The following is a 15,769-nucleotide window of genomic DNA, read 5'->3' on the forward strand; positions in this document are numbered from 1 at the left end:
CTCTATATTCCCATTATATTCACAAGCATAGCCATAGTAAAGCATACTAAAGATATGATAGTTATTAACTTTATTACAAACTTTATTTTAAACGAACTACTGAGCATCAAAGTATTTTTTATGTCTATCATCGGGCCTAATATCAAAAATCCTACTATAGAACCTGTGGTGAATTGCCCAACAAAGGTTCTAGCTATGAAAGCATCTGCTTCTGAACATAGGGATAGTACAAATGCCAAAACCATCATAACTATAGTTGAGGATATTTTCCCCTCCCCTATTGATAAAATATAGCTTCTAGATATGAATGTTTGCATCAATGCCGATAAAAATGCTCCTATTATTAGAAACTTACCCACATTATATAATTCTAGGCCCGTATGTTCTATTATATTAATCCCCTTAGATAGGATACTATCTTTTTTACCGATTACAGAGTGATGATGATGTCCACATCCACAGATATCATGGCTATGGTGATTATGCTCATCACTACATCCACACCTTATATGATCCTGGGAAGTATTATTTTTTAAGGGATTATTATTTTGTATAATCCCCACAATATGACCTATCAATATAGCACTGGTTAGCCCCAGGAAACCCCTTAAAAAAACCATATGGGCTTCACCAGAAAATGCATAATAGGTGGAAGCTAATACCACAGGATTTACAATGGGTACTGAAAGCATAAAGGTTACTGCTATGTGAATCGGCACTCCTTTTTTAATTAACCTTCTCATTATAGGAACAATAGCACATTCACATACTGGAAAAACAAATCCCATTAAAGAAGCCGCAACAAGCCCTACAAACCTACTTTTAGGAATGATTCTTGCAATAGCTTTTTCCGATACAAATATTTTAATTATTGATGATATAAAACTTCCGATCATTACAAATGGTATAGCCTCTAATATTATACTCAAAAAAACTATAGTAAACCCTTCTAAGTAGCTTTTTTCACTATTTAAAAGGCCATTACCCTCAAAGCCAATCATAATATTTAAAAAAAGTATTGTTATAAGGCTACCTATGATAAAAATAAATATCCTTTCCATTTTATTCATCATTTGTGTTGAAATCATAATATATCATCCCCACTCACCTTATAAAGCTCAGTACTTTATCATTGGGCTTTATCTCGATTTATTATTCTAAAAATTAAGGCTATCAGAAAGAATCCTATTACTGATAATAGTATTATTGTTGCCCCCGAAGGTATATTATATTTGTAGGATATAAGTAGTCCGCTAATACTGAAAATAGCCCCTATTATACTGGATAATACCATCATATTTCTAAGATTATAGGTAAATAGTTTTGCTATTGCCGGAGGAATCGTTAATAATGCTATGACCAATATTATTCCTACAACCTTTATTAAAACAACTATACTTAAGGATATTAATATAAATAAAATATATTCAAGGGATAGGGTATTCACCCCCAATATTTTAGTGAATTCCTCATCAAAAAGATAAGCCCTCCAATAATTAAATATACAAGCAATAGAAAGTATAATAATAAAGCTTAGTATTACCATCATCTTTATATATAGGGAGGAAACTGTAAGTATATCTCCAAATAAATATGAAGTCATATCCGGTGGATATCCAGGGGATATGGAAATAAATAATATTCCCAATGCCATACCAAAGGACCAAAACATACCTATTAAGGTGTCTGAATAAGTATTTATTTTCCTTTTGATAGTAGATATTCCTAAAGAAGCTAAAACAGAAAATATGAGCCCTCCTATGATAGGCTCTATACCCAATAAATATCCTAACCCTATGCCTCCAAAGGAAGCATGTGCTATTCCTCCACTCATACTAACCAATCGTTTTTGTGTGATAATTGTTCCAATAACACCACATACGATACTCGATAAAATAGCAGCCATAAATGCATTTTGCATAAATGTATAACTAAATAATGCTTTAATCATATCTGACCTCCCTATGGCTAGCCAATTCCCTGTGGATTATTCCTCCTTTTGTGATATCTTTATTAGGAAATCCACACATTTTTTCAACAACTCCAGGATCTGGTTTAAGGTCTTCTTTATAATATTTTAAGGTTCTATTTACATATACTATATTATCCATATGGGGAAGTATATCCTCCATCTCATGGGTAACAATCATTATGGTCTTTTCTTCCCTAAGTTTATTTAACATATGGTAGATTTCTTTTTTTGTTTTAACATCTAGGCTCGATGTAGGTTCATCTAGTACAAGAATTCTTGGATCTGTAATTAAAGCCCTAGCTATAAGAACCTTTTGTAGTTGTCCTCCCGATAATTGCTTAATTTGTCTATCCCTAAATTCAAGTATTCCTAATTTCTCCATAATATTTTCTGCATGGCTTATATCTTCAGCAGAATATTTTTTAAACCATCTGATTTTTTTTTGTAATTTGCCCATAAGTATTACATCCAAAACATTGATTGGAAAGCTTCTATCAAAAAAAGCAAATTGAGGAACGTACCCAATGGGTTCGCTCCCTTTTATGGAAATTGACCCCGTTGTTGGCTTGATAAGTCTTAACAACACTTTTAGTAGAGTAGATTTTCCTCCACCATTTGGTCCTATTATCCCTAAAAACTCTTTATTTCTTATTTTCAAATCAACATTTTGCAGCGCACATACTGAGCCATAATAGACACTCACGTCTTTTATCTCAACATCATACATCCACAACTGCCTCCTACTTTACAGCTTCTTTTAATTGACCTACTATATATGTTAAATTTTCTATATAATTTGGAGCTAATGGTGCTACTTTGATAGTGGCTCCTTCTATTTCCTTAGCTATGGTTTCAGCTTGATGACTATCAAATTCTTGCTGATAGAAAACAAACTTAATTTTTTCCTGTTTTGCAAAATCTATAACATTCTGAAGCTTCTTAGTAGTAGCTTCTTTTCCTTCCTCTTCTATAGTAACCATTTTCAATCCATAATCATCGGCAAAATATCCAAAGGCTGGATGATATATGATAAATGACTGACCAGCTAGCCCACTGAGAACTTCTTTAATCTCATTATCAGCTTGATCGAGCTTCTCTAGATAATCTGCTGCATTTTTCGTATATATCTTAGCATTTTCAGGATCAATATCAATCAGCTCATCTTTTATTACATCTATCATGACCTTAACACGCTTCGGAGAAAGCCAGATATGGGGATCCCTTATACTATGCTTTTCTTCATTGTCTTTATGATCCTTATCATCGTCATGCTTATGATGCTCTCCCAATTCAAAATAACGGTGAGGATAAACTCCTTCCACTATATCAGCTAATGACACCACCTTTACATCTTTATTAAAATCCTTTATCTTAGGTAGAATATTAGCTCTCTCAGTGGGAACCCCCATAGAGAAATAAACTTTAGCTTCACTAAATTTAGTCATTTGTTTAGGTGTCGGTTGATAATTTGCTGGGCTATGGCCTGGAGGGATCATGGTTACAACATCTACTAAATCCCCAGCCACTGCTTTAACAAAGGTCTCCTCGGGAACTATGGACACTGCTATAGTAATTTGATCCTTACTACTATCAGCCTCTGTATCTAGTGGCTGCTTTCCTTCACAACCAATGATACTTACCATCATGATTATTAATACTATGTAGATAAAACTCTTTTTAAAATTCACTTTTCCAGCCTCCTCATTGCAAATAATTTGCATTTTCAACTACAATTTTACCATATTCTAGTGAAATGTCAATATGATATTACGTAAAATGTAATCTTATATATAAGGATTTCAAAAGCCACAAAGCTATACCATATATATTATGCGACTTAGCCAAGTCAGAGTTATGCAATTTCCTCAAGTCATATTCAAAAAATAAACTAGTTATCTTACTCGTCCTTTTAATTCTTTTCGTCGTTACTTGATCACTTATATACAGTGAATATGTGCGTGACCCGGTACTTAGAAAATAATCAAAATTACTTCGCAACCTAACTTGTTTATTTTTTTCATATTCCTAATACTTAAATTCAGTTGTTTCTTTATCCTATTTATTATATGATATTGTAAAAGGATTATGTATTTTGGAGTGAGGCTTATGGAATTAACGTATATAATAGATAAACTAAAATCTAATGGCTATAAGGTTACTGCCCAAAGAAAAGCAATTTTACAGGTATTGTCTTCTAATCAAAGTAATTTAATTTCAGTTGAAAATCTATTTAATAAATCAAAGGAAATCTATCCTAAAACTAATATGTCTACTGTATACAGAAATCTAGAAATACTAGAAAAACTAGATCTTGTATATAAATTTACCGGTGAAGATGGTATAGCTCTATATAAACTAGTATGTGCTAAAAAGCATCATCATCATATTATATGCAAGGGTTGCGGAAAAACCGAAGTAATAGATTTTTGCCCCATGAACACCTTTGAACAGCTATCAAAGGATAAAAATTTCAGACTGACTGATCATAAGCTCGAATTATACGGGTATTGCAATGATTGTCAAAAAAGCAAAAATAAATAAAATGTTTCGTATAGTCATGTTAACTTAATAAACATATAGAAGTTCATTTCAAATTATATGGGATAAAGTTTGTAAATGGTTCATCAAATCCATATACAAACTTTTATATTATTCATTTACTTGTTTATTCTTCCATGCCTATGTCTTTTCCCAGAACAGTTATTACACATATCAATATCCATATCCCTACCGCAAATTTTATAATTTCCGCCTTCAACCCTTAGTATCTTGCCATTTATAATACTTTTAGCAATTTTTTTTCTAGCATCATTATATATTCTTTGAACAGTTGAACGTGCCACTCCCATTAATTTAGCACAATCTACTTGATTCATTTCCTCTAGATCAATAAGCCTAATGGTTTCCAGTTCTTCTACTGTCAAAATAACGGCATCTGAATCATCGGCATCTGTACTTAACGGACCATAAACTTTAATATCTGGCATTCTACAAACTCTTCTCCATTTTTTAGGTCTAGGCATTTCTTTACCTCCCTCATAATTATAATTATATATTAACAAAATAAAGGAGTGAAGTAAATTCACCCCTTATCTTCTTCATAGTTTCTCAATGCATCCTCAATATTTTTAAGTTCCATCTGCAAATCTTCTTTTTCTTTTTCGAGAATAGCTTTCTCAATTTTGGGATCTAGCTTATCATTATAAAAATACCTTCCAAAGCCTCTCCTACATCCAGTCCCTGCTCTTCCACCTCTTCCTTTACTAAATATAAATTCCTTCCCATTAGTACATTGTCCTAAGCCCCTACCGGTTCCTGTTCCTTTACCCATTGGCCCTGTTCCATCATATCTTGGCATATGAAAACCTCCTTTTTAGTTTTGGGTATATACCCTTTATAATTTATATTATATCAAGTTTTGGGTATATGTCAATAACTTTTGTAATTATATAAAAAAAAAAGACCTTAGCCAATTAGTGCTAAGATCTCATTTGGGTTTATTACTTTACAAGCATCATATCCAGCTCACCGGGAATAGCAGGGAACTCTAATTTAGAAATGGTTTTTTTATCATATAAAGCAATTTGCTTTTGATAAGAAATCGGAATATATATTGCACTATCATGAAGCTGTTTTAAAATAGAATCATAGCAAGCTTGTATCTCTTTCTCATCATTGGTGGAAAATAATTCAGTTATCTTGGCATCCAACTCTGGCTTATTTGGAAGCCCTTGCTGAGCAGGGTTGTCAAGACTATAGCTCATCATACCTCCAATGTAATTATGTGGATCATAGGGTGCCCCATAGGTTGCATTAAACGAAAGATCAAAATCTCCTCCGAACCCTCTCGAACCCCAAACCATCAACTCTACACCATCTAATTTGACATCAATGCCAATTTCTTTCATTTGTGCTGCAAACATTTGTGCTATACTCTCCTCTGCCCCTCTACCCGTAACATACATCAATTGTAATGTAAGAGGCTTTCCATCCTTTTCTCTAATATCCTTTCCAGCGGGAAGTACCCATCCTGCGTTATCTAAAAGCTCGGCTGCTATTTCTTTATTATATTCATATGGGGTTACAGCCACATTACAATAGGGAAGCTTTGGATTTAAAATAGTATCGGCTTTTTCTTCTATACCTAAAAGAGCTGTGCTTATAATATCTTCTTTATTTACACCTTGTAGGATGGCCTTTCTCACATTGATATCTGCTAATATTTCATTTGTAGTATTCATTAAAATACACCCTGTATTTGATTCATTTTCAGAGTAAGCACTTCCAATTTTATCATTATTTTCAAACTGTGAATATGCTTCATAGGAAAGCTGCTTTGCACCATATATTAGATCCACATCGCCACTTTGTAATGCCATAACTCTGGAATCATGATCTGGAATTATCTTAACAGTAACCTTTTCAAATTTTGGTTTTTCTCCCCAATAATTTTCATCTAATGTAAATATGTATTCCTGATCCTTTATTGCCTCACTCAATACATAAGCACCAGTACCAATGCTGCTTTTTAACATCCCTGCTGTGTTGCCATCATCGGGAATCGATGAGGGACTAATCATTCTAATTGGAAACTGTGAACACATATCTAAAAATGCCGCATAATATGGTTCTTTATAGATAAATCTCACTGTTAATTCATCCACCACCTCTACTTTATCAAGCTTTGCAATGGCCCCCATCCAAGAGAAACGATCCGCATTTTGTAGAATCCCATCCAAGTTTTGTTTAACTACCTCTGCACTTAGTATATTTCCATCTGAAAACTTTACATCCTTTCTAAGATGTAATGTATATATCTTACCATCAGTTGAAGACTCGAAACTTTCAGCTAGATATGGTACCGCCTTCTGTCCATCAAATTTTACAAGGGGTTCATATACGAGGCTTAAAATTTCATGACTAAATCCATCCTCGGAAGTAAGGGGCCCAAAGTTATCTAAATCCCTGGACCAAGCAATAACGAGTTCGTTATTTCCCTCCACCTCATTTGAAATTGTTTCCTTTTCCTCTGGATTCGTTGGCACCTTGGAACAGCCCACAATTAATACTGCTGCTATCATAATTAATATTAAAGCACTTCCTATTCTTTTCATTTTAGTCCTCCTATATATTTTAATTTAGGTACTGCATCTATAAGCTGTTTTGCATAACCGCTTTTAAGCTGGTACATATCCTCAAACTCCTCTACATCCTCTATCACCATCCCTTCTTTTAGGATAACGATATGGGATGCTAACCTTTGAGCTATACTTATGTCATGGGTAATCATGATAAATGTAATATTTTGACTAGTCTGGAGTCTTTGAATTAGTCTAATCATATTGTTTTTTGTTTCTGGATCAAGCCCTGATGTCCCTTCATCTAGAACAATCATCTTAGGATCGCAAATAATAGCCCTAGCTATATTAATCCTTTTTTGCTGTCCAGTACTGAAGGTATGGGGATATTTTTCTCCATCCCTGGGGTTTAAATCTACGATAGAAAGAATTTCTTCTACCCTCTTATATCGCTGATTCTTCCTAAGAGTTGTAAAATTCCTCAGTGGCTCTGATAAAAGGTCTTTAACCTTCATCCTGGGATTGAGACTATTATGGGAATCCTGAAAAACAGGCTGTATATCCTTCCTGTAGTCTTTCCAATCCTTTTTGTCAAAGAACTTTAGGGATTTTCCCTTGTATGAAATATCACCTTCATTCCATGCCTCAAAACCTAATAAAATATTTGCAATAGTAGATTTTCCACTACCACTTTCTCCAACGATTGCAATGCTTCGTTTGTTTTTTAGATGAAATGAAACATCCTTAAGTACAGGATTATCTTCATAGCTTTTAAATAAATGGGTAATGTCAAGCATAGTCAATCAGTTCCTTCAGCATTATTTTAGTTAATTTTGATTGTGGCGAGGTTAGAATTTTTTCTGTACTTCCATATTCTAAAAGCTTCCCACCAGAAATAACAGCAACATTATCTGCTATCTGACTTAGAACAGCAAAATCATGGGATATGAAAACAATAGTGACTCCATAACTTTCATTAAGTATTTTAAGCTCTGAAACTATTTCTTTTTGGGTAATTGTATCCAATGCAGTGGTTGGCTCATCGGCTATTATGATTTTACTTTCTACGGACATAGCTAAAGCTAACATAACTCTTTGCAGCATTCCCCCACTCAGTTCATAGCAATAGCTTGAAAATATTCTATCAAATTCCATTAATCTAAGTTTCTCAAACCATTTTTTTGCTATATTGTCCGCCTCTTTTTTACTTATATTCAAATGATATGTAAGGGTTTCTCGGCAATGGGAGCCTATAGTAATAACTGGATTAAAGGCCGTCATGGGATTTTGCATTACATAGGAAATTTCTTTTCCTAAAAAAACTGACATATCCCTTGGTGAATATACTTTATTATTCCAATCTATTTTCCCTGAAACTTTGAATTGCTTTGATGCTAATAGCCCGGTGGTGGCTTTGAATGTCATTGTTTTACCACTCCCGGACTTTCCAACTACAGCTAAAATTTCGCCTTTTTTTATCGATAGATTCATAGAATCAATCAAAACTCTATTACCCCACTCTACTTTAAGATCATTGATCTTCAACAGCCCCATGTATATCACCTTTCTTTTTATCAAATAAATCTCTAAGCCCATCCCCCAATAAATTAAAGCCTATTGCAGTAAAAAATATAAATAACCCAGGATAAAGCATTAACTGGGGCTGTGAAAATATATGCTTTCTACTTTCATTCAGCATAGCACCCCATTCTGGAATAGATGGACTTACACCAAGTCCTAAAAAGGAAAATGCTGAAAGTTCCAAAATGATTCTCCCCATACCTACACTTACATACACAATGAATGCCGGTAGTATGTTAGGAATAATATGCCGTAAAATAATTTGTAGGCTTCCTGTTCCACAGGCTACTGCTGCCTTTACATAGCCCTTATTTTTTTCCTCTAAAACATATCCCCTTACAAACTTAGCGTACCAAGCCCATTGGGCAATTACCATGGATAACATTAAATTAACAATACCTTTACCAATAATGCCAATAAGTACAAGTACAAAAACCATCTGGGGAAATGCCATAATCACATCACAAATTGCTACAAATATACGATCAGCCCTTCCCCCAAAATAAGTAGGTATGGTTCCTAAAAACAGACTTATAATGGATATGCCCCCTATAATAACAAAGGATACTCCCAGGGAATATTTTGTTCCCACAGCTATCCTTGTAAGTACACATCTTCCGAAGCCATCTGTCCCTAGGGGATACGCCTCAGATATGGTTTTGAACTTATCTCCAGATGAAATTTCAAAGGGATCATGGTTTGAGATCATAGGATATATGATACCAAAAGCAATAATCATACATAAAATCAGTAAACCAAGGGTACATTGTTTATTTCTAAAAAATTCCTTCATAGCAGACTGTTTTCACCTACCCTCTTATCCAGCTTGATAGCAATAATATCCGATAATAGATTTACCAGTGCAAAGGAAAATGCAATGATAACTACATAAGCATTGACTGCTGGATTATCCCTCGCAAATATGGCATCAATGCCGTATCTTCCCAATCCCTTTATAGAAAACACCGTTTCAATTATTGCTGTACCCGCCAAAATATTACCAATATTTTGGCCCAAAAGAGAAATTAGTGACACACTAGAACTTTTTAGGATATGCTTTGTCATAATTTTATAGCCCGGTATTCCCCTTGCCCTTGCATATGTAACAAAGTCTTCATCGAGTTTTTCTAAAATATTAGTTCTTACCATCCTCGTATACGTAGCAATAAATGGGATACCTAAAGAAATACTAGGCAAAACATAGCTTCGGAGGCTATCATCAAATACAAAGGGTAAAAGCTTTAATTTTATAGAAAAAAGATATATAAGCATAAGTCCCATCCAATAAGAGGGAACTGACATGCCCATCAATGAAATTCCTCTGATGGCTTGATCTGCTATTTTATCCCTTTGGAGTGCCGACAATATACCTAAAACAATAGATGAAGAAAGCATAATCAGTACTGCTCCTACTACCAGCTTTAGGGTTCTACCAAAACACACTGTTATTTCCTTTACTATGGGCTTCCCAGTCACGAAGGAATCTCCAAAATTAAGGGTAGCAGCATTTTGTAGCCACATTAGGTATCTTTCATGGAGTGGTCTGTTTAGTCCCAACTGAGCCTGTATTTTTTGTACGGTTTCTTCATTTGGCGGCATCATATGCTTATGTATATATGCATCAGTAGCATCTATTGGAGATAAATTCAGTAGAAAAAAGCAAAGCATAGTAATACCTAAAAGCACTAATACTAGGGAAATAACTCTCTTAAATATAAATCTTCTGACTTTTATATGCTTCGTATTTTCCATTCATTCACCCCTAACTGGCGTTTCCACAAGGAATGATAAATTCCATTTTTTCTGGTTAACCCTTGATGTGTTCCCTTTTCCTTTAATACACCATTGTCTAAAACAAGAATTTGGTCCGCATTAGTAATAGAGGAAAATTTATGGGCAATAACGAAAACCGTTTTTCCTTTTACTAACTGGGATATTGCTCTTTGGATATCTACCTCGTTGACTGGAGCAACTCCGCTAGTTGCCTCATCTAATATGATAATAGGTGAATCCTTTATGATGGCCCTTGCAATGGCAATTCTTTGACGCTGACCACCTGATAAAGTCGTTCCACCTTCTCCTACCATTGTTTTGTAGCCATTTGGAAGCTTTTCAATAAAATCATGACAGCAAGCGAGTCTAGCTGCTGCTTCAATTTCTTCCTTGGCAGCTTTCTCATTACCATATCTTATATTATTGTATATGGTATCATTAAAAAGGTAATTATCTTGAAACACTACGGATATATATTTCATAAGGGTTTCAATTCTATACTCGCGAATATTTCTACCACCAAGCTTTATCTCCCCACTATCCGTATCCCAAAATCTCATCATAAGCTGTATCAAGGTTGTTTTTCCGCTACCAGAAGCCCCGACAATTGCAGTTAATGTATTTTGAGGTGCAATAAAAGAAAGATTTTTAAGAATAGGCTTCTCATTATATCCAAAGTATACATTTGAAAATTCTACATCAAAGGATGTACATTCAATATCCTTCTCTGGTTCCTCCATGGGTTTAAAGTTCATTAGATGTTCCACTCTATCAAGACTCACCTCCATTCCTTTAAGTGTCCCTGAATAGGACGATAAAATTTCAAAGGGCTGATAAATATGAATGCCTATGACAGAAAACATCAAAAATATGCTAAAATCAATACTTTTATCTATTAGTAAATAGCTGCCTAGGCATAAAACTACTCCAAGTCCTAGATACATAAACATGGCATATCCTTGAAGTAAAGGAATGATTTTTGCATCTTCTTTAATGGTTTTATCCGCAAATTGTCGAAAAACCTTCCCCATACGTTCATGATGATTTTTTTGATTATTGTAAGCTTTTACCGTTGCCATACCTTGAATATATTCCACGGTATGATTTATTAAATTACTTTCTGCTTCTAGCTTTACCTTCGCAGAGTGGGCATACATACGCCTGATAACTTTATTAAGCATAAAAGAAATGGGAAAACCTATAAAAAAAGCAATAGTCATAGGAATATTCAATACCCCTAAAAATAGTATGGTTACTACCAGGGTTGTAACACTACTTACTACCTTAGATACAAGCTGCATAGCGTAAAGCTCAATCTGTGTAAGCTCATTGGTTACAATGGCATTTATTTCTCCAAGACTTCTACCCATAAAATCTCCCATAGGCATTTTTTTAAGAAATTCGCATATGTCTTTTCTTTTTTGGGCAATTACTTCATATCCTACACTACTAATAGTTGATGTTTCCTTAAAATGAAAAAGGTATTGTAGAAAAATACATATAGCAAATGTAAATGTGTATATATAAATATTTGTTTTTGATAAGGATTTACCTACCATATCTCTTATAAAGAAAAACATAAACATAAGGGGCGCACAAGAAAAAGCACTTTGTAAAATTCCATATGCTATTCCTTTTTTAACCTTTGAGCTAAAGGTTCCCGACAGTTTTATTATTCTTTCAACAGAATTAAACATATTCCCACGCCTCCTCCCTATTAATTTTAAAGTTAAGGGATTCCTGGTATTTTTTATACATATTGTGATATAGTCCATTGATAGCTAATAGCTGGAAATGAAGCCCTTCTTCTTTAACTATTCCCTCTGAAAGTGCTATAATTTTATTGGCATCCTCAATGGTAGATAATCTATGGGCAATTACCAACACCGTTTTATTTTTCGACAAATTAGATATAGCTGACTGAATCTCCATTTGGCTTTCTGCATCGCAAGAAGCAGTTGCTTCGTCTAGAATAATAATTGGTGCATCCTTCAAAATTGCTCTAGCTATTGCAATACGTTGCTTTTCCCCACCGGATAATTTTATATCTGTACCTCCAATAACAGTATCTAGCCCTTTTTGTGTAACTAAATCCTTACAGGATGCAAGCTTTGCTGCCTCCATAATTTCTTCATCTGTGGCATCGGGCTTGCCCATTCTAATATTGTTTCTTAGGGTATCATGAAAAATAATGGTATCTTGGAAGACAAAACTAATATTATCCATAAGCTGCTGGAAGGGTATCTCTTTAACGGGTATCCCTCCAATTAAGATTTCCCCGGAATCTACATCCCAAAATCGTGCAGCAAGCTTGGCAATTGTACTTTTACCACATCCCGATTCTCCTACCAATGCAGTTAATTCTCCCCCACGAGCTACAAAGGATATGTCCTTAATAACCTGTTTATCATCTTCATAGCTAAAACTTACATTCTTAAATTCGATAGAATGATTTTTAAACTTAACTGTTTTTTTACAGTTTTTCAGCTCTTCCATGGATAGGAATTGCTTTATCTGTTCATAGGATTGACTAATCATTGGCATGGTGTCAGTAAATTCACCAAGCTTTACAAGTGGAACAGAAAAGGAAAAGGACATCAAAAAAAAGAAAATGATAGTACTAATATCGATTTTACCCTTTAGAAATAATAATCCAGCCGTTGGTAAGAGAACTAATAGATTGGCTTTTATTAAAATAGAAAATCCAGACATATATTTCCAACAAGCTTTGTACCAATCTAAAACGTGATATTTAAAATTATCCACAGTAGTTTCAATCTTTGCCCTAGCCACATCTGTCTTATTAAAGGATTTAATAACTGTCATTCCTTGGATATACTCTATAATAGAAAAATTCATATCCATTAAAGATTTTGAATAATTTTCCATTTTCTCTTCACTGCCTTGCATCATTCCAGATAATATTTTATATGCAATCGGTATAATAATTACCGTTGCCAAAGCCATTCTCCAATCTAAAGCAAACAATAAAATGCCAACCGCTATTGGTACTCCCAGGCTAGATGATACCTCTGGAACATGATGTGCTAGAAATTTCTCAAGACCTTCTACATCTTCCACTATGAGCTTCTTATAATAACCGCTATTCCCTTGCATCACAACTCCCAGGGATAGGCCTTCCAATTTATTGAGCATTTCTAAACGAATGCCATATAGCAAATCCGCTGTAGCCATATGGGAGATATAAGAGGATATAGCAAAACAACTAAATCGCATTATGATACCTAGGATTGCCCAAATAATATAATTACGTATTTGATAGTTTGAGTAATAAATCTCCGTAATGACCCTAAAGGTACAATAATAAGGAATAATAGAAAAAATTACTGAAATAAATCCAAATACCACAGAAAATGAAAATTTTCTTTTTTCCTGCAGGCATATATTTATCAGCCCTTTAATACTACTAATCATGGTATAACCACCTCCTAAAAAAAATAAGACCATACAATCCAATTTCCATAACTAGGATTATATCGTCTTATTTAAAATTTTTCTGCCTATAGAAGGAGCTTTTATGCTCCAAAACGAAAATGTTTTGGATTTTCTCCGTAAAACTCCCTAAAATTTCTTGCAAAATGACTGGCATTGCTGTATCCTACAGCACATGAAACTTCTCCAATGTTTAAGTCCTTTTGCTGTAATAACTCCTTGGCTTTGACCATTCGTATATGTTTTAAATATCCAAAAATCGTCATATTATAAAGCTGTTTAAATCCTTTTTTTAATTTATACTCATTTAAATGCACTTCCTTAGCTAATTGATGAATTGTATATGGCTCAACTATGTTTTCTTCAATCAATAATCTAGCTTGCTCAATTGCATCCTTAGCCTGCTTATCAAGAAACACTGAATTATCTTCAAGCTTTAATAGATTAATCTCTTTTTCCCATATAAGGGATAATGCCTCTATTGACTTACTTTGCAAATACATCAGTTTTCCAATATTAGAAAAATCACATGCCATCATTTGGTTAAAAATCGATGTCAGTTCCATTCTTGGTTTATGTGGTTTAGTCAAATCAATTGCCCTAGAGGATCGTTTGAATTCATTTAAATCTTGATGATATTCAGTATTTAAAAGACTATCAGACACAAAGCGTTCGTCAGCAATAATGGTTATGTATTTAATTCTTCTACCTTCAACAAGTTTAAATATTCCGCACATTTCTTCTCTAAAATAAACACTCATGTTTCCGCTACTTAGATTCATATCCCTAGCCAAGACTTCATTATGAAACAAATTTCCTTCAATCATATAATTGATTTCATAGGGTGGATCGATGAGGTGATACTCAAATCCTATAGATTTTTTCAGATATAAATCCGTGATGCACAGCTCCAATCCATTTTTAAACCGTATTTGTTCTATGCAGCCTTCTCCAAATTCAGGATTTACATAATACCGTTCATACATGCCAGCCTTTTCACTTTCAAATTTACATTCTTGAACAAAGAACTTATAAAAATCATCGGCATTGGTAACTATGAAATTTTCATTCACAGCACTCACCTCTCTCAATAAAAAATATATTATCAACGACGTTGATAATAGTTATCAATATCATCAATTATAATTTATTCTCTCTAAATTGTAAAGTTTTCCTATTTTATAAAGGTTCTTATTTCTATACTTCTTTATTGTTATTAGTCCCTTTTTATTAGATTTTGAAAATAGAAAAAGACCTTAGCAAACTTAATACTAAGATCTTTTTTATTAAACAAACTATTTACAAAGTTCCTAGAGCAATCCATAGTACACCCTAAGCATTACTTAAAATGGTACTTTTTCTGCACTAAATGATACATAATCCACATTGTCTTTCCATCCTCTAAGTCCTATGCATCCATCTACATTAAGCTTAGAATCTTGAGTTTTTATGTATGACTTTCCTTCTACAAACACTTCTATTGCGTTTCCTATTTTTTCAACACGAAGATCATATTCCTTACCACTTTTTACATCAAAGCCAAGCTCAACTTCCTTTAATCTATTCCAACTATTATTAGCACATTCAATGTGTAAAGTATATATAAACATATTAGCCCTACATAAATTTCGTTTTATTTACAAACAAATGCCAAAATACAGGTATTATCTGCAAGGCAAAAGGTGATTATGTATGTATATCTACTTGACAAAAGCAGAAAAAAAGCACCAATTGACTTTTAATCAAATTGTGCTTTTTTGTGATTGGTTACTTGAGGAAATTGCATAACTCTTACTTGGCACAATTGCATATGCGAATATCATCCTTAATTTAATTACTTAAGATATAAGCATATTTGGTGGTATAGCTTTGAAGATTTTTAAACTACATGTAGTAGATGGTTTTTATAGAA

At 33.7% G+C, this 15,769-nt stretch carries 16 protein-coding genes; 1 reads left to right on the forward strand and 15 read right to left on the reverse strand.

All coding sequences use genetic code 11. The features are described 5' to 3' along the window. Nucleotides 1-2: 2 nt before the first annotated feature. Genes N4A68_08920 through N4A68_08935 form a run of 4 tightly spaced genes read right to left on the reverse strand, consistent with a single transcriptional unit; the run spans nt 3 to nt 3,660 of the window. On the reverse strand, nt 3-1,088 hold the full coding sequence (locus N4A68_08920; GenBank protein MCT4564425.1) for a permease: 1,086 nt from the start codon (nt 1,086-1,088) through the stop codon (nt 3-5). A gap of 41 nt (nt 1,089-1,129) precedes the next feature. Next, nucleotides 1,130-1,951 carry a metal ABC transporter permease gene (locus N4A68_08925; GenBank protein ID MCT4564426.1) on the reverse strand — a complete coding sequence of 274 codons (822 nt, stop codon included), beginning with the start codon at nt 1,949-1,951 and terminating at the stop codon, nt 1,130-1,132. Then, on the reverse strand, nt 1,944-2,699 hold the full coding sequence (locus tag N4A68_08930; protein ID MCT4564427.1) for an ABC transporter ATP-binding protein: 756 nt from the start codon (nt 2,697-2,699) through the stop codon (nt 1,944-1,946). Before N4A68_08930 ends, N4A68_08925 begins: the two co-directional genes overlap by 8 nt. A 13-nt stretch (nt 2,700-2,712) precedes the next feature. After that, a complete protein-coding gene (locus N4A68_08935) occupies nt 2,713-3,660 on the reverse strand; it encodes a zinc ABC transporter substrate-binding protein (GenBank protein MCT4564428.1) in 948 nt (315 codons plus the stop codon). A 418-nt stretch (nt 3,661-4,078) separates the two neighbouring features. On the opposite strand from N4A68_08935, the gene N4A68_08940 reads away from it, so the two are divergent. Further along, nucleotides 4,079-4,513: a transcriptional repressor gene (locus N4A68_08940; protein MCT4564429.1), complete on the forward strand. Its 435-nt coding sequence runs from the start codon at nt 4,079-4,081 to the stop codon at nt 4,511-4,513. A 116-nt stretch (nt 4,514-4,629) separates the two neighbouring features. Here the strand turns inward: N4A68_08940 and N4A68_08945 are convergent, their stop codons facing one another. From N4A68_08945 to N4A68_08995, 11 genes are all read right to left on the reverse strand, one after another. Beyond that, the gene (locus N4A68_08945) at nt 4,630-4,995 is read right to left on the reverse strand and encodes a DUF134 domain-containing protein (GenBank protein MCT4564430.1); all 366 of its coding nucleotides are present in this window, start codon (nt 4,993-4,995) and stop codon (nt 4,630-4,632) included. 59 nt (nt 4,996-5,054) lie between these two features. Then, entirely contained in the window at nt 5,055-5,330 is a 276-nt protein-coding gene (locus tag N4A68_08950) for a DUF5320 domain-containing protein (protein MCT4564431.1), read from the reverse strand. 142 nt (nt 5,331-5,472) lie between these two features. Next, nucleotides 5,473-7,086 carry a nickel ABC transporter substrate-binding protein gene (gene nikA, locus N4A68_08955; protein MCT4564432.1) on the reverse strand — a complete coding sequence of 538 codons (1,614 nt, stop codon included), beginning with the start codon at nt 7,084-7,086 and terminating at the stop codon, nt 5,473-5,475. Continuing rightward, nucleotides 7,083-7,847, reverse strand: a complete 765-nt coding sequence (locus tag N4A68_08960) for a dipeptide/oligopeptide/nickel ABC transporter ATP-binding protein (protein ID MCT4564433.1) — start codon at nt 7,845-7,847, stop codon at nt 7,083-7,085. The genes nikA and N4A68_08960 overlap by 4 nt, the downstream gene beginning before the upstream one ends. Continuing rightward, on the reverse strand, nt 7,840-8,604 hold the full coding sequence (locus N4A68_08965) for an ABC transporter ATP-binding protein (protein MCT4564434.1): 765 nt from the start codon (nt 8,602-8,604) through the stop codon (nt 7,840-7,842). The genes N4A68_08960 and N4A68_08965 overlap by 8 nt, the downstream gene beginning before the upstream one ends. Continuing rightward, nucleotides 8,582-9,424, reverse strand: a complete 843-nt coding sequence (locus tag N4A68_08970; GenBank protein ID MCT4564435.1) for an ABC transporter permease — start codon at nt 9,422-9,424, stop codon at nt 8,582-8,584. Before N4A68_08970 ends, N4A68_08965 begins: the two co-directional genes overlap by 23 nt. After that, nucleotides 9,421-10,383 (reverse strand): ABC transporter permease, encoded by a 963-nt coding sequence (locus N4A68_08975; protein MCT4564436.1) that lies wholly within the window; start codon nt 10,381-10,383, stop codon nt 9,421-9,423. Before N4A68_08975 ends, N4A68_08970 begins: the two co-directional genes overlap by 4 nt. Beyond that, entirely contained in the window at nt 10,362-12,101 is a 1,740-nt protein-coding gene (locus tag N4A68_08980) for an ABC transporter ATP-binding protein/permease (GenBank protein ID MCT4564437.1), read from the reverse strand. Before N4A68_08980 ends, N4A68_08975 begins: the two co-directional genes overlap by 22 nt. Beyond that, entirely contained in the window at nt 12,094-13,839 is a 1,746-nt protein-coding gene (locus N4A68_08985; protein ID MCT4564438.1) for an ABC transporter ATP-binding protein/permease, read from the reverse strand. The genes N4A68_08980 and N4A68_08985 overlap by 8 nt, the downstream gene beginning before the upstream one ends. Nucleotides 13,840-13,940: 101 nt before the next feature. Then, complete coding sequence (locus N4A68_08990) at nt 13,941-14,930, reverse strand: AraC family transcriptional regulator (protein MCT4564439.1); 990 nt, start codon at nt 14,928-14,930, stop codon at nt 13,941-13,943. A 270-nt stretch (nt 14,931-15,200) separates the two neighbouring features. Continuing rightward, nucleotides 15,201-15,467 (reverse strand): hypothetical protein, encoded by a 267-nt coding sequence (locus tag N4A68_08995; GenBank protein MCT4564440.1) that lies wholly within the window; start codon nt 15,465-15,467, stop codon nt 15,201-15,203. Nucleotides 15,468-15,769 lie beyond the last annotated feature (302 nt).

Source organism: Maledivibacter sp. (assembly GCA_025210375.1).
Taxonomy (GTDB): Bacteria; Bacillota; Clostridia; order Peptostreptococcales; family Caminicellaceae; genus JAOASB01.